Annotated in this window: 11 protein-coding genes; 2 read left to right on the top strand and 9 right to left on the bottom strand. The window is 53.5% G+C overall.

What is annotated here, in order from left to right; translation table 11 throughout:
- Positions 1-122: 122 nt before the first annotated feature.
- The 3 genes from ACZMIG_RS10340 to ACZMIG_RS10330 all read right to left on the bottom strand — a co-directional run bounded on the left by ACZMIG_RS10340 (position 123) and on the right by ACZMIG_RS10330 (position 4,175).
- Entirely contained in the window at positions 123-491 is a 369-nt protein-coding gene (locus ACZMIG_RS10340; RefSeq protein WP_053397848.1) for a YbaN family protein, read from the bottom strand.
- Positions 492-762: 271 nt separating this feature from the next.
- The gene (gene metG / locus ACZMIG_RS10335) at positions 763-2,829 is read right to left on the bottom strand and encodes a methionine--tRNA ligase (RefSeq protein WP_370798908.1); all 2,067 of its coding nucleotides are present in this window, start codon (positions 2,827-2,829) and stop codon (positions 763-765) included.
- A 143-nt stretch (positions 2,830-2,972) separates the two neighbouring features.
- A complete protein-coding gene (locus ACZMIG_RS10330; protein WP_053397784.1) occupies positions 2,973-4,175 on the bottom strand; it encodes a clostripain-related cysteine peptidase in 1,203 nt (400 codons plus the stop codon).
- Between the two features lie 484 nt (positions 4,176-4,659).
- Between ACZMIG_RS10330 and pnp the strand changes: the two genes are divergently transcribed.
- Entirely contained in the window at positions 4,660-6,981 is a 2,322-nt protein-coding gene (pnp, locus tag ACZMIG_RS10325) for a polyribonucleotide nucleotidyltransferase (RefSeq protein ID WP_487889520.1), read from the top strand.
- A 454-nt stretch (positions 6,982-7,435) separates the two neighbouring features.
- The gene (locus ACZMIG_RS10320; protein ID WP_487889519.1) at positions 7,436-8,080 is read left to right on the top strand and encodes a DKNYY domain-containing protein; all 645 of its coding nucleotides are present in this window, start codon (positions 7,436-7,438) and stop codon (positions 8,078-8,080) included.
- 440 nt (positions 8,081-8,520) lie between these two features.
- Here ACZMIG_RS10320 and ACZMIG_RS10315 read toward each other — a convergent pair whose 3' ends face one another.
- From ACZMIG_RS10315 to topA, 6 genes are all read right to left on the bottom strand, one after another.
- Entirely contained in the window at positions 8,521-8,988 is a 468-nt protein-coding gene (locus ACZMIG_RS10315) for a PG0215 family putative anti-sigma factor (protein WP_053397786.1), read from the bottom strand.
- Positions 8,978-9,490: an RNA polymerase sigma factor gene (locus ACZMIG_RS10310; RefSeq protein ID WP_021856007.1), complete on the bottom strand. Its 513-nt coding sequence runs from the start codon at positions 9,488-9,490 to the stop codon at positions 8,978-8,980. Before ACZMIG_RS10310 ends, ACZMIG_RS10315 begins: the two co-directional genes overlap by 11 nt.
- Before the next feature lie 278 nt (positions 9,491-9,768).
- Positions 9,769-10,542: an acetylglutamate kinase gene (gene argB / locus ACZMIG_RS10305; protein WP_302023186.1), complete on the bottom strand. Its 774-nt coding sequence runs from the start codon at positions 10,540-10,542 to the stop codon at positions 9,769-9,771.
- Positions 10,543-10,650: 108 nt separating this feature from the next.
- Positions 10,651-12,543: a biosynthetic arginine decarboxylase gene (speA, locus tag ACZMIG_RS10300; protein ID WP_021856009.1), complete on the bottom strand. Its 1,893-nt coding sequence runs from the start codon at positions 12,541-12,543 to the stop codon at positions 10,651-10,653.
- Between the two features lie 14 nt (positions 12,544-12,557).
- On the bottom strand, positions 12,558-13,085 hold the full coding sequence (locus tag ACZMIG_RS10295; protein ID WP_021856010.1) for a shikimate kinase: 528 nt from the start codon (positions 13,083-13,085) through the stop codon (positions 12,558-12,560).
- 5 nt (positions 13,086-13,090) lie between these two features.
- A complete protein-coding gene (topA, locus tag ACZMIG_RS10290; RefSeq protein WP_487889518.1) occupies positions 13,091-15,397 on the bottom strand; it encodes a type I DNA topoisomerase in 2,307 nt (768 codons plus the stop codon).
- Positions 15,398-15,710 lie beyond the last annotated feature (313 nt).

Raw genomic sequence — 15,710 nt, 5'->3', positions numbered from 1 at the left:
GGATAGAACCGACGCCGGTCGCATTTTATATATTTACGCCGATAAAGAAACAACAGGGACAAGGACACTGCACCTACATAATAAGACTGAAGGCAACAAGTAAGCCAACTGAAGGAATGTCCTCAGTCGGCATTGCGCCGCGTCTTGAACGACAATATATAGCAGCTCACGCCCAGGGCAACGGCAAGCATGGCGGCACGCAGCCACCAGGAGTCGAATATCAGCACCACACAATGAAGCGACGTGAGCCACAGCAGCGACAAAGCCACTATCTTGGCGCGCAGCGGTATGCTGCGGTCCTCGCGGAAGCTGCGTATGTACGGACCGAGATATCTGTGCCCGAGAAGCCACCTGTAGGCACGCGGCGAACTGCGAAAGAACATCGCCGCAGCAAGCAGAAGAAAGGGCGTGGTGGGCAGCAGGGGCAGAAATATGCCTGCAACTCCCAGCACCAGCGACACAGAACCTATCAACATGAAAACATATTTCATGCCGCAAAGATAATAACACGGCACGAAATAACGGCACAACAGCGGCATAATAAGTTCTGTCAGGGCATGTATTGACGCCTGAGAGGCATGACTGGCGGCCTCCGGCGGCGGCATTCATAAAAATAAAAGACGCATGCACCAGCATCATGGAGCATGCGTCTTTATATTATCCGGTTATATTTTATATGCTATAACGTTGTCTTCCGTAAGGCAATGTCAGCCCTGCCGCAGCGTGCCCGAGGGCCGCCCGCAAGGCGTTATGCCCAATGCATCAGCACACCTGGCTGCCCGGCTTAACGTCGGCAGAGGTTGTAATGACGCTCAGAGAGCCGTCGAAGTCCTCGGCAGAGAGTATCATGCCCTGGCTCTCGATGCCCTTCAGCTTGCGCGGAGCAAGGTTGGCGATGAAGCAGACACGCTTGCCCACGAGGTCTTCGGGCTTGTAGAACTTGGCAATGCCGCTGACGATGGTGCGGTCCTGACCGCTTCCGTCGTCGATAGTGAACTTGAGCAGCTTGTCGGCTTTCTTTACTTTCTCGCATGCCTTGATGAAACCTACGCGGATGTCGAGCTTCTCAAAGTCCTCGAAAGGTATGTTGGGCTTAATCTCCTTGGCCTTATAGTTGGCAGCCTCGTTGGCCTTCTTGGTCTCCTCGAGTTTCTTGAGCTGGAACTCTATGACGTCGTCCTCTATCTTCTCGAACAGCAGTTCGGGCTCAGCAAGCTGATGTCCGGCCTCGAGCAGGTCGGTAGAGCCGAGCTGATTCCAGTCGAACTGGTCGATGTTTATCATCTTGCGGAGCTTTGCGCTGCTGAAAGGCAGGAACGGCTCGAAGGCTATTGCCAGGTTGGCAACGAGCTGGAGAGATATGTTGAGGATAGTCTCCACGCGCTTCATGTCGGTCTTTGCAACCTTCCAAGGCTCGCAGTCGGCTATGTACTTGTTGCCGATGCGTGCAAGGTTCATGGCCTCCTTGAGGGCATCGCGGAACTTGAAGTTGTCGAGCAGATGCTCAACGTTGGCCTTGACGTCCTTAAACTCCTCGATGGTCTGCTTGTCGATGTCCTGCAGCTCGCCGCATGCCGGAACAACGCCGTTCCAGTATTTCTTTGTAAGCTGCAGCGCACGGTTGACGAAGTTGCCGTAGATGCCCACCAGCTCGCTGTTGTTGCGCTCCTGGAAGTCTTTCCATGTGAAATTGTTGTCCTTTGTCTCGGGCGCGTTGGCGGTGAGCACATAGCGCAGCACATCCTGCTTGCCGGGCAGTTCCTCGAGGTATTCGTGGAGCCATACCGCCCAGTTGCGTGATGTTGATATCTTGTCGTTCTCGAGGTTGAGGAACTCGTTTGCAGGTACGTTGTCGGGCAGGATGTAGCCTCCGTGAGCCTTAAGCATTGTGGGGAACACGATGCAGTGGAACACGATGTTGTCCTTACCGATGAAGTGAACGAGGCGTGTCTCGGGGTCTTTCCACCACTTCTCCCAGTCCTCGGGCATGAGTTCCTGGGTGTTTGAGATGTAGCCTATCGGGGCGTCGAACCATACATAGAGCACCTTGCCCTCAGCTCCTTCCACAGGAACGGGTATACCCCAGTCGAGGTCGCGGGTCATGGCGCGCGGCTGCAGGTCGAGGTCGAGCCATGACTTGCACTGTCCGTAGACGTTTGGACGCCACTCCTTGTGTCCCTCGAGTATCCATTGCTTGAGCCAGTCCTGATACTCGTTGAGCGGCAGATACCAGTTTTTGGTCTCCTTCAGCACGGGCTGCGAGCCGCTGATGGCGCTCTTGGGATTGATGAGTTCTGTGGGGTCGAGGTCTGATCCGCACTTCTCACACTGGTCGCCATAAGCCTTCGGGTTGTGACAGTGAGGACATTCGCCCGTTATGTAGCGGTCGGCGAGGAACTGATGTGCCTCCTCGTCGTAATACTGCATTGAGGTTTTCTCGATGAGCTTGCCTTCTTCGTAGAGCTTCTTGAAGAAGTCTGACGCAACCTTTGAGTGTGTGTCAGAGGTTGTGCGGCTGTAGATGTCGAACGAGATGCCGAAGTCGGCAAAGCTCTTCTTTATCATTGCGTGATAGCGGTCTACAACCTGCTGCGGCGTTATGCCTTCTTTTTTTGCGCGGATGGTGATGGGCACTCCGTGCTCGTCGCTTCCGCAGATGAATCTAACGTCTTGTTTCTTAAGTCTGAGATAGCGCACATAGATGTCTGCCGGCACATAAACTCCGGCCAGGTGGCCGATGTGCACTCCGCCGTTGGCATAAGGCAGGGCGGCGGTTACGGTGGTGCGCTTGAAATGTTTATCTTCCATATAGTGTAAATAATACTTTATTTCCTTTTGAACGGCAAAGTTAATATAAATCGGGCGGACTACAAAACGAAAACGCTTTTTTCGTGGAATGTAGCCCCTCGAAGGCCTTGCGCAGCTGTTTCGGCGCGGCTCATGGCTGCCGTCGGCGGCAGGCACGGGCGGTGTCAGTGGGTGGCTTTATACCAGTTGGTGTCAACCACGTCGGCGGCAAGCGAGTGGGTGCTCGGCTCCGAGGTGGTGATGCCCGAATAGGTGTTTATGTCGACGGCTCCCCTGTATGACGAATAATACTGCTCTGTGTGCACGGCATAGGGCACGGCGCGGGCCAGGCGGGCCTTGAACTCGGCGAGCAGGGCCTCGTCGGGACAAAGATGCTCAACGTAGTCGCCAAAGTCGAAGAACAGCACGGGCGTGTATCCGTCCATGCGCTGCAGGCTGTAGAGCTGCAGACTGTCGAACTCGTAGCGGCTGTTTATCAGCTTCATGATCTCTGCCAGGGCGTCGAGCTGGCTGCAGTCGGTTATGCCGAGCGTGCCATAGGGATAGTCGTAGTTGGAATAAAATTCATAGAATCCGTCGGCTATGGCCTTATAGTCGGGCTCTCCGAGCAGGCTTGCGCCTATCTCGGCATAGGGCATTCCGTAGGCCATTATCTCCGTAGGGCAGGCTATGATGTGGCCGGTTACGTGGCGCAGGTCGTAAGCCACCTCGACCGACGACATGTAGCAGTCGTCAAAGAGTATGAACTCCATCTTCAGCCCGGCGTCGGATATGGCGTCGGCCAGCGTTGATATGTCTGTCTGGTCGTCGCTCGTAACGCCGCCGAAGTAGCGCGTCATGGCGTAGCCCTTGTCGGCGCTGTAATGCGGCACGAAGGCAGGCGCCTGCCCCTTGGCCTTGTATTTGCTCTCAACGGGCAGCCATCCCATGCCGTGGCAACCTATGGTCATGGCGTAGACGTCGGCCGGGGCAAAGGTCTTCATGTCGCTTAGTATGCCCGATATGCCGGCAGCCGTGGTGAGCGAGGGGTTGTCGTAGGTCTTCAGCTCGGTGCGGGTGCATTTTCCGCCGTTGCAGGTTATCTCGAACATCTCGGCCTCCGATGAGCTTGTTGATATGAACACTATCACGCGCTCGTTGTCGAGTCCGGTCTTGGCGATGGCCTCTTCCATGGCAAGGATGTTGTCGTAGAAGTAGTCGGTCAGGTTGGTCGACCACGGGAAATACATGAACAGCGTGCGCTGCTCGGGCTTAACCTCCGGCGCGTCTTCGTCGTCGTGGCACGACGACAAGCCCGTCAGGGCCAATGCCACAAGCATCATAAGCATAACTCGGCGAATAAACTGCAAGGCTGAATATTGTTTCATATCTCGATGTTTTTGGGGTTAAATAAACGGGCTCGCCGCCGGTCATCCTGCCGCAAGCAGGCAGCAGCGGCCGCAACGGTTGCAAAACTAATAAAAAAATTTGATTATCAGGACTTTAACCTCCATTTTTTTAGTTTATCCCCCACCCCAGCTCTCGTGCCTGCCGGCAAGCCGCCGCGAGGCAATGGCAGGCCGCCTGTAAGACGGCAAGACACAGGCGGCATAACACACTGACAATCAACGCGTTGCAAAAGGGCATCTTTCAGGCTGCAAAAGACGGTCTTTCAGCGTGCAAAAAGTGCCCTTTCGGAGGCTAAAAGGCCACCTTTTGGAAAACGCCCTGCAAGCAGGCATAAGTCAAAACATCACACATAATCATAAAAAAAGAAAATAATTCGGTTTTTATTCGTTTATTTATGCACTTTTACCTACCTTTGTTGAGATTTTTTTGAAGATGTTATAAAACAAGAAGTTTTTTTATTAGATGAACGTAATTACGAAAACAGTTTCACTGCCTGATGGCAGAACCATCAGCATTGAAACCGGGAAAGTGGCAAAGCAGGCCGACGGCTCTTGTATGCTCCGTATGGGCAACACCGTCCTTCTGGCCACTGTTTGTGCCGCAAAAGATGCAGTTCCCGGAACAGATTTTATGCCTTTGCAGGTTGAGTACAGAGAACAGTATGCCGCAGCCGGACGCTTCCCGGGCGGATTCACCAAGCGCGAAGGCAAAGCAACCGATAACGAAATCCTTACATGCCGTTTGGTAGACCGTGCGTTGCGCCCCCTCTTCCCGTCAGACTTCCATGCAGAGGTTTACGTTAATGTAATTCTTTTCTCTGCCGACGGTGTCGACCAGCCCGACGCACTGGCAGGCTTCGCAGCCTCATGTGCCCTGGCATGCTCAGATATTCCGTTTGAATGTCCTATCTCTGAAGTGCGCGTAGCACGCATCAACGGCGAATACGTTATTGATCCGACATTCGAGCAGATGAAAAACGCCGACATGGACATCATGGTTGGTGCCTCTAAGGAGAACATCATGATGGTTGAAGGCGAGATGAACGAGGTTTCAGAGCAAGACCTGCTCAGAGCCCTCAAGGCAGCTCAGGAGGCTATACGCCCCATGTGCGTTCTGCAGGAGGAGCTCATGAAGGAACTCGGCACCGACGTGAAGCGCGAATACTGCCACGAGGTGAACGACGAGGAGCTGCGCGAACAGCTCAGAAAAGAGACCTACGACAAGTGCTACGCCATAGCTGAAGCCGGCGACCACGACAAGAAGGCACGCGAAGAGGCCTTCGACAAGATCAAGACCGACTTTGCAGAGGCTTATGCCGCAGCACACACCGAGCTGACAGAAGACGAGCTTGAGGAGAAGAACGCTCTCATCGACCGCTACTACCACGACGTTGAGCGCGACGCAATGCGCCGCTGCATCCTCGACGAGGGCAAGCGTCTCGACGGCCGTACAACCGAGGAGATACGCCCGATATGGTGCGAGGTGAGCCCGCTGCCCATGCCTCACGGAAGCTCTATCTTCACACGTGGCGAGACCCAGAGCCTCACTACATGTACTCTCGGAACAAAACTCGACGAGAAGATGGTTGACGACGTGCTCAACAAGAGCTACCAGCGCTTCCTTCTCCACTATAACTTCCCGCCGTTCTGTACGGGCGAGGCTAAGGCTCAGAGAGGCGTAGGACGCCGCGAGATAGGCCACGGCCACCTGGCATGGCGTGCGCTCAAGGGCCAGATTCCTGAGGAATTCCCCTACACAGTACGTCTGGTGTCTCAGATTCTTGAGAGCAACGGCTCTTCTTCAATGGCTACAGTATGCGCAGGCACACTGGCACTGATGGACGCCGGCGTTCCGATGAAGAAGCCCGTGAGCGGTATCGCAATGGGTCTTATCAAGAACCCGGGCGAAGACAAGTATGCCGTGCTGAGCGACATCCTCGGCGATGAGGACCACCTGGGCGACATGGACTTCAAGACAACCGGTACAAAAGACGGTCTGACAGCAACACAGATGGATATCAAGTGCGACGGACTGAGCTTCGAGATCCTCGAAAAGGCTCTTATGCAGGCTAAGCGCGGACGCGAATACATCCTCGGCAAGCTGACCGACACTATAGCTGAACCGCGCGCCGAACTGAAGCCGCAGGTACCGCGCATCGAGGCATTCGACATTCCGAAGGAGTTCATCGGAGCCGTAATAGGCCCGGGCGGAAAGATCATACAGCAGATTCAGGAAGAGTCTGGAGCCGTTATCACCATCGACGAAATCGACGGAAAGGGCAAAGTGCAGGTAAGTGCGCCTAACAAGGAGAGCATCACTGCAGCCATCTCTAAGATAAAGGCCATCGTGGCAATACCCGAAGTAGGCGAGGTTTACGACGGAACAATACGCTCTGTAATGCCTTACGGATGCTTCGTTGAAATCATGCCGGGCAAGGACGGACTGCTGCACATCTCTGAAATAGACTGGAAGCGCCTCGAGACTGTTGAGGAAGCCGGACTGAAAGAGGGCGACAAGATCACCGTCAAGCTGATGGACATCGACCAGAAGACAGGCAAGTATAAGCTTTCTCACCGCGTACTGATACCGAAACCCGAAGGATATGTTGAGCGCGAGCGCCGCCCGAGACCCGAGCGCCGTCAGAGACCGGAGCGCGGAGAGCGCCAGAACAACCGCGAACAGCGCCGTTTTGAGCACCGCAGCAACAACAACGACTTCCACGATCCTTTGGCACCGAGAGAGCCCAAAGACTTCAACGACAGTCTTGACCACAACAACGACTAATTGAGATTATCTCATTAAGACTATAATTAATGGCGGCAACTTTCACATTGCCGCCATTTTTATTATCATCTGCATAGGCTGACAAAGGCTCGGAGGCATGGCCGAAACGCGCTGCACGGCGGCATAAACCGCCGCATAAAGGCCTAACAACGACACCCCGGCCTGTATGACGGACGCGCCGGCAGGCAGCAAGCACAAACCGGGCGTTAGAGATTTTCACATTCAGGCAGCAAGCAAGCTATTGTTCCTATAATCAGCCGCATGGCATACGGTCTGGTATTTTCTATAAAAGCCGTTATTATCAGGCAAGAAGAAAGCATGTATTTCTAACGGTGGTTTGGGTTAAATAAGCAGCAAAGGCTGCATGAAAGCATAAAATACATTAACAAGATAAACCTTCATCGCTAAATACGTCTATATAAACAAAACGGGAAATCATTTAAAGCTTAACATTATGAAGATACTTACAGCAACCCTGACACTCATCCTTACATTGGCCGCAGGCTCTTTTTCGTTCGCTCAGTGTCCGCAATCCGACTGCTGCGGTACACATCACTGCAACGCCTGCGACAACGGCTCACACGCAAAAAGAAGGCATCACAACAGCAACAACGACTATCTTGTAAGCAACTTCAAGGTGTATTACCGCGGTCAGGTGGTTGAAGGTGCCACGGCATCAAGCTTCAGCGTCATCGGCGAAGGCTACGCCAAAGACAACTTCAGGGTGTTCTACAAGGGACAAAAGATAGACGGCGCCACGGCGTCGAGCTTCACTCTGCTCGGCTGCGGATATGCCAAAGACAGCTTCAAGGTGTTCTACAAGGGGCAGAAGATGGACGGAGCAACGGCGTCGAGCTTCACTCTGCTTGGCGAAGGATATACAAAAGACAGCTTCAGAGTGTTCTACAAGGGACAGAGAATCGACGATGCCACGGCGTCGAGCTTCACCCTGCTTGGCCGCGGATATGCCAAAGACAACTTCAGAGTGTTCTACAAAGGGAAGAAAATTGACGGGGCTACGGCGTCAAGTTTCGTCGTTCTCGACAACGGATACGCCAAAGACAACTTCAGTACGTATTATAAGGGAAATAAGATATAGCCTTGCTAAAAGGACATCAATACAACGACGCGCGGCCGGAAAGAGGCCAAACAGCAAAGGCCGGCCGCAAAGTCGGCAACGAAACGTTTATTTCTCGCAAACCGCTCATTATCATTCTGCATGATTGTCGCTCTACATTAAGCCTCTCGCCGCATGCTTTTCAGCATTTATAACAGACGGAGTCAAGATAAAGACAGACGGCAGGGCGACAACAGATGACTGTCAGACAGACTAAAACTTCTGCCTGATTGCAGCATTGAAAGATATACGATGTAATGACAGATTTTGGTAAAAACAACTGGAGCCGTTATCTCTTGTCAGATAACGGCTCCTTTTCTTTACGTTAGTATGTTATGAAAAATTTGAGAGAATTGAAACTTCACAGTTTCGTTTTTTTGTTTTACTAAACATGATTTATTGAGAAAGCATCGAAATATGTCTTACTTTAAGATGGTGGTTGCGGCCGAAGCCTGCTTCATCGAGTCGGTCTTTGCCGAGTCGCTCATAGCCACCGAAGGACCGTTGTGAGTCTTCTGAAAGCCCGCCACAGCCGGTTCGGGCTGTCCGCCTTCGTTGAACATCACCTGAGCCACGTTGCCCAATGCAAGGACTATAGCCACCGATGCGGCTGCCTTGAGCAGCGGCATGAAGCGCTGTCTGAGGCTTATCGTAACAGCCTTCACGGGTTCCGGCTCATCGACCATAGCCAGCATCTTGGCGTCGAAGTCGCTTCCGAGCACGTCGGTCTCCTTCTCCTCGTGCTCATAGCAGAACAAGTCTCTGTACTGGCGAAGGCTCTCCGGCACGTCTTTCTGTCTGAAGAACGTGCGCAGGATGTGCTCCTCCTCGAGGCTTGTCTCGCACTTCCAGTAGCGTTCCAATAGCTGTTCTATGTATTTATAGTCCATATCCTTCATATTCTTTATATTTTTGTTTAACCGCCTGGCGGGCTCTGAAGATGTTAACCTTCACTTGCTCCTCGCTCAGACCGAGAACAGTGGCAATCTCTTTGTAGCTTTTCCCCTCGAAGTCGCGCAGCTGCATGCAGCTTCTTTGCTTCTCGGGCAGGCTGTCAACGATGCGTTTCACCAGTTCGACGCGGTCTTTCTGTATCATCCTTTCATAAGGATCAGAGGCCGTATCGGCCGAGCCTATCTCCTCATCGCCTATCGGCTGGCTGTCGTTTCCGGCCCTTTTCATTCTGTCGAGCGACAAGTTGCGGCATATCGTAAGGCTGAAAGCCTCTATCGAGTCAACGTTCTGCAAGCTGTCGCGCCTGTTCCAGACCTTCATCAGCGTGTCCTGTACGATGTCTTCAGCCTCCTCTTTGTTGAGCGTTATGCGCAAGGCGAGGCGGTAGAGCACGTTCTTCAACGGCAAAACATCGTTACGGAAACTGATATTTTTCATCTGCTCTCTATTTAAATGACGATTCAACAGACCGAAAGTTACAAACTGATGCGGTCTTTTTTCTATTTTAACGTTTATTTGCTATTAAGAGACTGCAGTCTCTGCCGGGCGGTATGTGCCCGCAGACTGCCTTGTGGTGCGCAATGCCCTGCTGACGGCGCTGTTGCAGAGCGCATTCGGACATAATTCAATGTCTCGCAAATCATAGCATGACTTTATGCTAAGTGTTGCTCTGTTTCTCTCAAAATCTTCTTTATCAGCAGTGCTGACTGCATGCCCTACTCCGTTATCATCGTGCCGTGACGGCCGTCGATGGCGGTGGCAAGGGTGATGTTGACGCGCGAAACTCCGGCACTTATGGCTTCAAAGGCATTCTCAAGCTTGGGCAGCATGCCTCCTGCCACGGTGCCGTCGGCCACATAACGCTCAAAGTCGGCACGGGTTATGAGCGGTATCACGCTGTCTTCGTCGTCGGGATTGCTGAGCACTCCCTTCTTCTCGAAGCTGAAGATGAGCGTTACGTCGTAATGTTCTGCTAGCGCCTTTGCCGTCTCTGCGGCTATGGTGTCGGCATTGGTGTTTAGTATGTTGCCGTTGCCGTCGTGCGTCAGGGGCGCCATCACGGGCGTTATTCCTGCCTCTATGAGCGTGCGGAGCTTATGTCCGTCCACACGGTCAACATCACCTACAAAGCCGTAGTCGACGTCCTTAACGGGGCGCTTGTGAGAGCGTATCACGTCGATGTCGGCACCTGTAAGTCCGATGGCGTCAACGCCGTTGGCCTGAAGGCGCGCAACGAGGTTCTTGTTGACCAGTCCGCCGTAGACCATCGTAACCACTTCGAGCATGTCGCGGTCGGTTATGCGGCGACCGTTGACCATCTTGCTCTCTATGCCGAGGCGTGAGGCAACGGCCGTGGCGCGGCGACCGCCGCCATGAACGAGCACCTTGCGGCCCTCAATGGCGCTGAAGTCGCTGAGCAGACGGCTAAGGCGAGCCTCGTCTTCAACAACGGCTCCGCCTACCTTCACTACTGTTATCTTCTCTTTCATCATATTATCTTACAGCAATGGCGCATCCTACTGCACGGCATGTGAGCGTCTGCGCCTGTAATAAAAACAAGAGCCGACACCATGGCATCGGCTCTCTGCTCTGTTATTTTATTCGAGGTAAGTGTATCCGTAGAGTCCTGAGCGATAGTTAGACAGGAACTCCTTGCCCTCCTCGAGCGAAATCTTGCCTTGCTTGACGCTCTTTGTTACCCATACTTCAAGCTGCCTTACCAGTTTCTTCGGGTTGTACTGAACGTAGTTGAGCACCTCTTCAACGGTCTCGCCGTCGAATATCTGGTCGATGTGATAGCGTCCGTCCTTCACCGTTATGTGTGCGGCGTTGGTGTCGCCGAACAGGTTGTGCATGTCGCCGAGTATCTCCTGATAAGCTCCAACGAGGAACACGCCGAGATAATAAGGCTCGTTCTTGCGCAGAGTGTGTACCGGAAGGATATGCGAGATGTTGCGGTTGGTGACGAAGTTGGTTATCTTTCCGTCGCTGTCGCAGGTGATGTCCTGCAGCGTTGCGCTGCGTGTGGGGCGCTCATTGAGCCTCTGCAGCGGCACGATCGGGAACAACTGGTCGACTGCCCAGGCGTCGGGCAGCGACTGGAAGAGCGAGAAGTTGCAGAAGTACTTGTCGGCAAGTATCTTGTCGAGATTCTTCAGTTCCTCGGGCGTATGCTTCAGACTCTTTGCCAGAGAGTTGATTTCGCGGCACACGCTCCAATACATACGCTCAATCTCGGCGCGTGTCTGAAGGTCTACTATGCCGTGACTGAACAGGTCGAGCGCCTCGTCGCGTATCTGCTCGGCGTCGTGCCAGTCTTCGAGCATGGTGCGCGGGTTAAGGTTGTCCCATATATCATATAGGTCCTTTACGAGCGGATGAGATGCCTCTCCCGGCTCAAACTCGTCGTCCATCTCCGGCAATGAAGCCGTCTCGAGCACGTCGATGACGAGCACTGAGTGGTGAGCCGACAGCGAGCGGCCGCTCTCTGTTATGATGTTAGGATGCTGAATGCCGTTGCGGTTGGCAGCCTCAACGAATGTGTAGATACAGTCGTTGACGTATTCCTGTATAGAGTAGTTGACGCTGCTCTCGCTGTTGGGCGAGCGTGTGCCGTCGTAGTCGACGCCAAGTCCGCCTCCGCAGTCAACGAAGTCAACGTTATAGCCCATCTTGTGCAGCTGTATATAGAACTGCGAGGCCTCTCTAAGGGCTGTCTGTATGCGGCGTATCTTTGTTATCTGGCTGCCGATGTGGAAGTGGATAAGGCGCAGACAGTCTTTCATCTCCTTCTTTTCGAGAATCTCGAGGGCCTTGAGCAGCTCAGAGCTTGTCAGTCCGAACTTGCTTGCGTCGCCGCCGCTCTCCTCCCACTTGCCGCTTCCTGACGAGGCAAGCTTGATACGTATGCCGAGGTTAGGCCTTACGTTGAGCTTCTTGGCGGCCTTGGCTATAATCTCAAGTTCGTTGAGTTTCTCGACCACGATGAATATGCGCTTGCCCATCTTCTGTGCCAGCAGAGCCAGCTCTATGTAGCTCTGGTCCTTGTATCCGTTGCAGATTATGAGCGAGTCGCTCTGACACTGCACGGCTATGACGGCGTGGAGCTCGGGCTTGCTGCCTGCCTCGAGTCCGAGGTTGAACTTCCGTCCGTGGCTGATAATCTCCTCAACGACCGGCTGCATCTGGTTAACCTTGATGGGATATATAATGAAGTTTTCTCCTGTAAACCCGTATTCGTCTGAAGCTTTTTTAAAGCAGCTCCATGTCTTCTCGATTCTGTTGTCGAGAATGTCGGGAAAACGCAGCAGCACTGGCGGTGTGATGTCGCGCAGCGAGAGTTCGTCCATGACGTCGTGAAGGTCAATCTGTGTGTCGTCCTTGCACGGAGTGACATACACGTCGCCTTTTTCGTTAATACCAAAATAGGATGTTCCCCAACCGCTCATGTTATAGAGCTCGTTAGAGTCTTCAATGGTCCATTTTTTCATCAGGGCTGTAAAATTTAAATATTAAGCAATGTCCGCAGATTAGTTACGGATGTTTGTATTTTATCATAACTGTCAAGCACCTCGACGTTGAACACGTGTCGGGCCTGTGTATAGTACTGTTCGCGGGCGGCAAGCTGGCAGGTGATGAAGTCGCGCAGCTCTTCGGGAGTCTTGCCCTTAAGGAGCGGGCGCTCCGTCTTGCCCATCTTGAGGTGTGCACTGAGCACTTCGGGAGAGGCTTTCAGATAGACTGTGTCGCCCTGCGCGTTCATATACTGCATGTTGTCGTAGAAACAGGGCGTGCCTCCGCCGCAGCTTATCACGACGTCCTCAAACTCAGCCACCTCATGGAGCATGTTGCGCTCTATCGTCCTGAAGCCTTCCTCGCCGCGCTCGGCAAATATCTGCGCCACCGTCTTGTGCATGCGGCCCTCGATATACCAGTCGAGGTCGTAGAACTGCAGGCCGAGATCTTTGGCCAGCACCTTGCCCAGGGTGGTCTTGCCGGCACCCATATATCCAATGATAAGGATTCTTGTCATCGGCGTTATTTCTTCTTTGATGTGTTTATGATTTCCATACATTCCTCGAGCGACAGCTCTGCGGCCTTGTCATGAAGGTTCTTCGGCAGGCGGTAGTTCTTGCCGTCGTAGGCCAGATAAGGGCCGTAGCGGCCGTTCATCACCTCGAGCTTTGGCTCTTCTTCAAAGGCCTTGATGTGGCGCTGTGTCTCCTGCTGGCGCTTGCTCTCTATGAGCTGTATGGCCGTGGCGAGCGTAACGGTCAGCGGATTCTCGTTCTTTGGCAGCGAAACATACTTCTTGGCGTGCATGACGTAGGGGCCGAAGCGGCCTGCGCCTATTATGACGGACGAGCCTTCGAACTCGCCTAGCGTGCGCGGCAGCTTGAACAGCTCGAGCGCCTCTTCGAGAGTTATGGTCTCGATGCTCTTGTCCGACGGCATCTGTGCGAAGCGCGGCTTCTCCTCGTCCTCGGCCTTGCCTATCTGAACGACGGGACCGAAGCGGCCAATCTTTACGAACACGGGCTTGCCGCTTGCGGGGTCGATGCCCAGCTCGCGCTCTCCGGCCTTGTGCTCCTCGCGCGTGTTCATGGTCTGCTCTACGGTAGGCTCGAAGTCTTTGTAGAAGTTCTTTATCATGGATGTCCACTGCGACTTGCCCTCGGCAATGGTGTCGAACTGCTGTTCCACCTTAGCCGTGAAGTTGTAGTCCATGATCGTCGGGAAGTATTTCAGCAGGAAGTCGTTCACCACCATGCCGATGTCAGTGGGCAGCAGCTTGCCTTTCTCGTTGCCCACGGTCTCCGTCTTGGTCTTCTCGCTCACCACGTTGCCGTGGAGCACGTCTACGATATACTGTCTCTCCTCTCCTTTCTTGTCGCCCTTCTGCACATACTCTCTCTGCTGTATGGTGCTTATGGTCGGGGCGTATGTTGACGGGCGGCCTATGCCCAGCTCCTCGAGCTTGTGCACGAGGCTTGCCTCGGTGTATCTCAGCGGTCCCTGGCTGAAGCGCTGTGTGGCCGTAACCTCGCGGCGCTGCAGCGTCTGTCCCTCGGTCATCGGGGGCAGTATGTGTGATGTCTCCTCCTGATTGTCGTCATCGTCGAACGACTCGCGGTAAACCTTCAGGAATCCGTCGAACTTGACTACCTCGCCGTTTGCCACAAACTGCTCTTCCGTTCCGTCGATGCTTATCGTCACGGTGGTCTTTTCTATCTGCGCATCGGCCATCTGGCATGCTGCCGTGCGCTTCCATATCAGTTCGTAGAGGCGCTTCTCCTGCTGCGTGCCGTCTATCTCGGTGTTCTCCATGTATGTGGGGCGTATGGCCTCGTGTGCCTCCTGCGCGCCTTTAGAGTGGGTGTGATACTGGCGCGGCTTGCTGTAGTCCTCGCCCCAGAGCTTTATTATCTCCTCCTTGCTCGAGTTGATGCAGAGCGACGACAGGTTGACAGAGTCGGTACGCATGTAGGTTATGCGTCCGTTCTCATACAGATGCTGCGCCACCATCATGGTCTGCGACACGGTGAAGCCCAGCTTGCGGGCTGCCTCCTGCTGCAGGGTTGACGTGGTGAACGGGGGCGCCGGTGTGCGCTTCAGCGGCTTCTTGGTTATCGCGCTGACGGTGAATCCGGCTGTCTTGCACTTCTCTAAGAATGCCATCACCTCGTCGTGCGTGCTGAAGCGCTTGTCGAGCTCGGCCTTCAGCTCCGACATAGAGCCGTCGGGTGCCTCAACGCCGAATATGGCGCTCACGCGGAAATAAGGTTCGCTCTTGAACGCCTGTATCTCGCGCTCGCGCTCAACGATGAGCCTTACGGCAACGCTCTGCACGCGTCCTGCCGACAGGGCCGGCTTGACCTTGCGCCAGAGCACGGGCGAAAGCTTGAAGCCCACAAGGCGGTCGAGCACGCGGCGCGCCTGCTGCGCGTTGACAAGGTTCATGTCAAGGTGGCGCGGATGCTTTATGGCCTCGAGTATGGCGGGCTTTGTTATCTCGTGGAACACGATGCGGTTGGTCTTCTCCTCGTCAAGTCCGAGCACCTCGCAGAGGTGCCATGATATGGCTTCTCCCTCGCGGTCCTCATCGGATGCGAGCCACACCTTCTCAGAGTTCTGCGCGTTGTTCTTCAGCTCGGTTACGAGTTTCTTCTTCTCCTCAGGTATTTCATAGTCGGGCTGAAGAGTGTCTATATCTATGCTGAGTTGCTTTTTCTTCAAATCGCGTATATGTCCGTAGCTTGACATAACTTTGTAGTCCTTGCCCAAAAACTTTTCTATCGTTTTGGCCTTTGCCGGACTCTCGACAATTACAAGATTTTTCTGCATCACGGTTTATATTTTCAATTAGGGCGCAAATGTAAGCAAAACTTTTTCATACACCTTATATAATAGGCTATTTTTCTGTTTTTTTAGTTTTTTGCATAACTTTTAAGTATTTTACACGTATCAATATGTAAAACCGCCCGGCATAGCTGCTGCGGGCATCTCAGGCATGAAATATGTTTACATATATGCGCACGAAGGCCGGGCCCCGGCAGCACGTTTTGCAAAAGACGGCAAAACGCACTGCAAAAGGTGGCCTTTCGCCTTGTAAAAGACGGTCTTTTGGAAGCTAAAAAGCCGCCTTTTGCAACACACT

This window comes from Xylanibacter sp., assembly GCF_057607445.1.
This window is presented reverse-complemented; position numbering and strand designations above follow the sequence as displayed.

Excerpts from the sequence above, each read along its gene's own strand:
- ACZMIG_RS10340 (WP_053397848.1), bottom strand. The coding sequence starts at position 491 with ATGAAATATGTTTTCATGTTGATAGGTTCTGTGTCGCTGGTGCTGGGA.
- ACZMIG_RS10330 (WP_053397784.1), bottom strand. The coding sequence starts at position 4,175 with ATGAAACAATATTCAGCCTTGCAGTTTATTCGCCGAGTTATGCTTATG.
- pnp (WP_487889520.1), top strand. The coding sequence starts at position 4,660 with ATGAACGTAATTACGAAAACAGTTTCACTGCCTGATGGCAGAACCATC.
- ACZMIG_RS10320 (WP_487889519.1), top strand. The coding sequence starts at position 7,436 with ATGAAGATACTTACAGCAACCCTGACACTCATCCTTACATTGGCCGCA.
- ACZMIG_RS10315 (WP_053397786.1), bottom strand. The coding sequence starts at position 8,988 with ATGGACTATAAATACATAGAACAGCTATTGGAACGCTACTGGAAGTGC.
- ACZMIG_RS10310 (WP_021856007.1), bottom strand. The coding sequence starts at position 9,490 with ATGAAAAATATCAGTTTCCGTAACGATGTTTTGCCGTTGAAGAACGTG.
- argB (WP_302023186.1), bottom strand. The coding sequence starts at position 10,542 with ATGAAAGAGAAGATAACAGTAGTGAAGGTAGGCGGAGCCGTTGTTGAA.
- speA (WP_021856009.1), bottom strand. The coding sequence starts at position 12,543 with ATGAAAAAATGGACCATTGAAGACTCTAACGAGCTCTATAACATGAGC.
- ACZMIG_RS10295 (WP_021856010.1), bottom strand. The coding sequence starts at position 13,085 with ATGACAAGAATCCTTATCATTGGATATATGGGTGCCGGCAAGACCACC.
- topA (WP_487889518.1), bottom strand. The coding sequence starts at position 15,397 with ATGCAGAAAAATCTTGTAATTGTCGAGAGTCCGGCAAAGGCCAAAACG.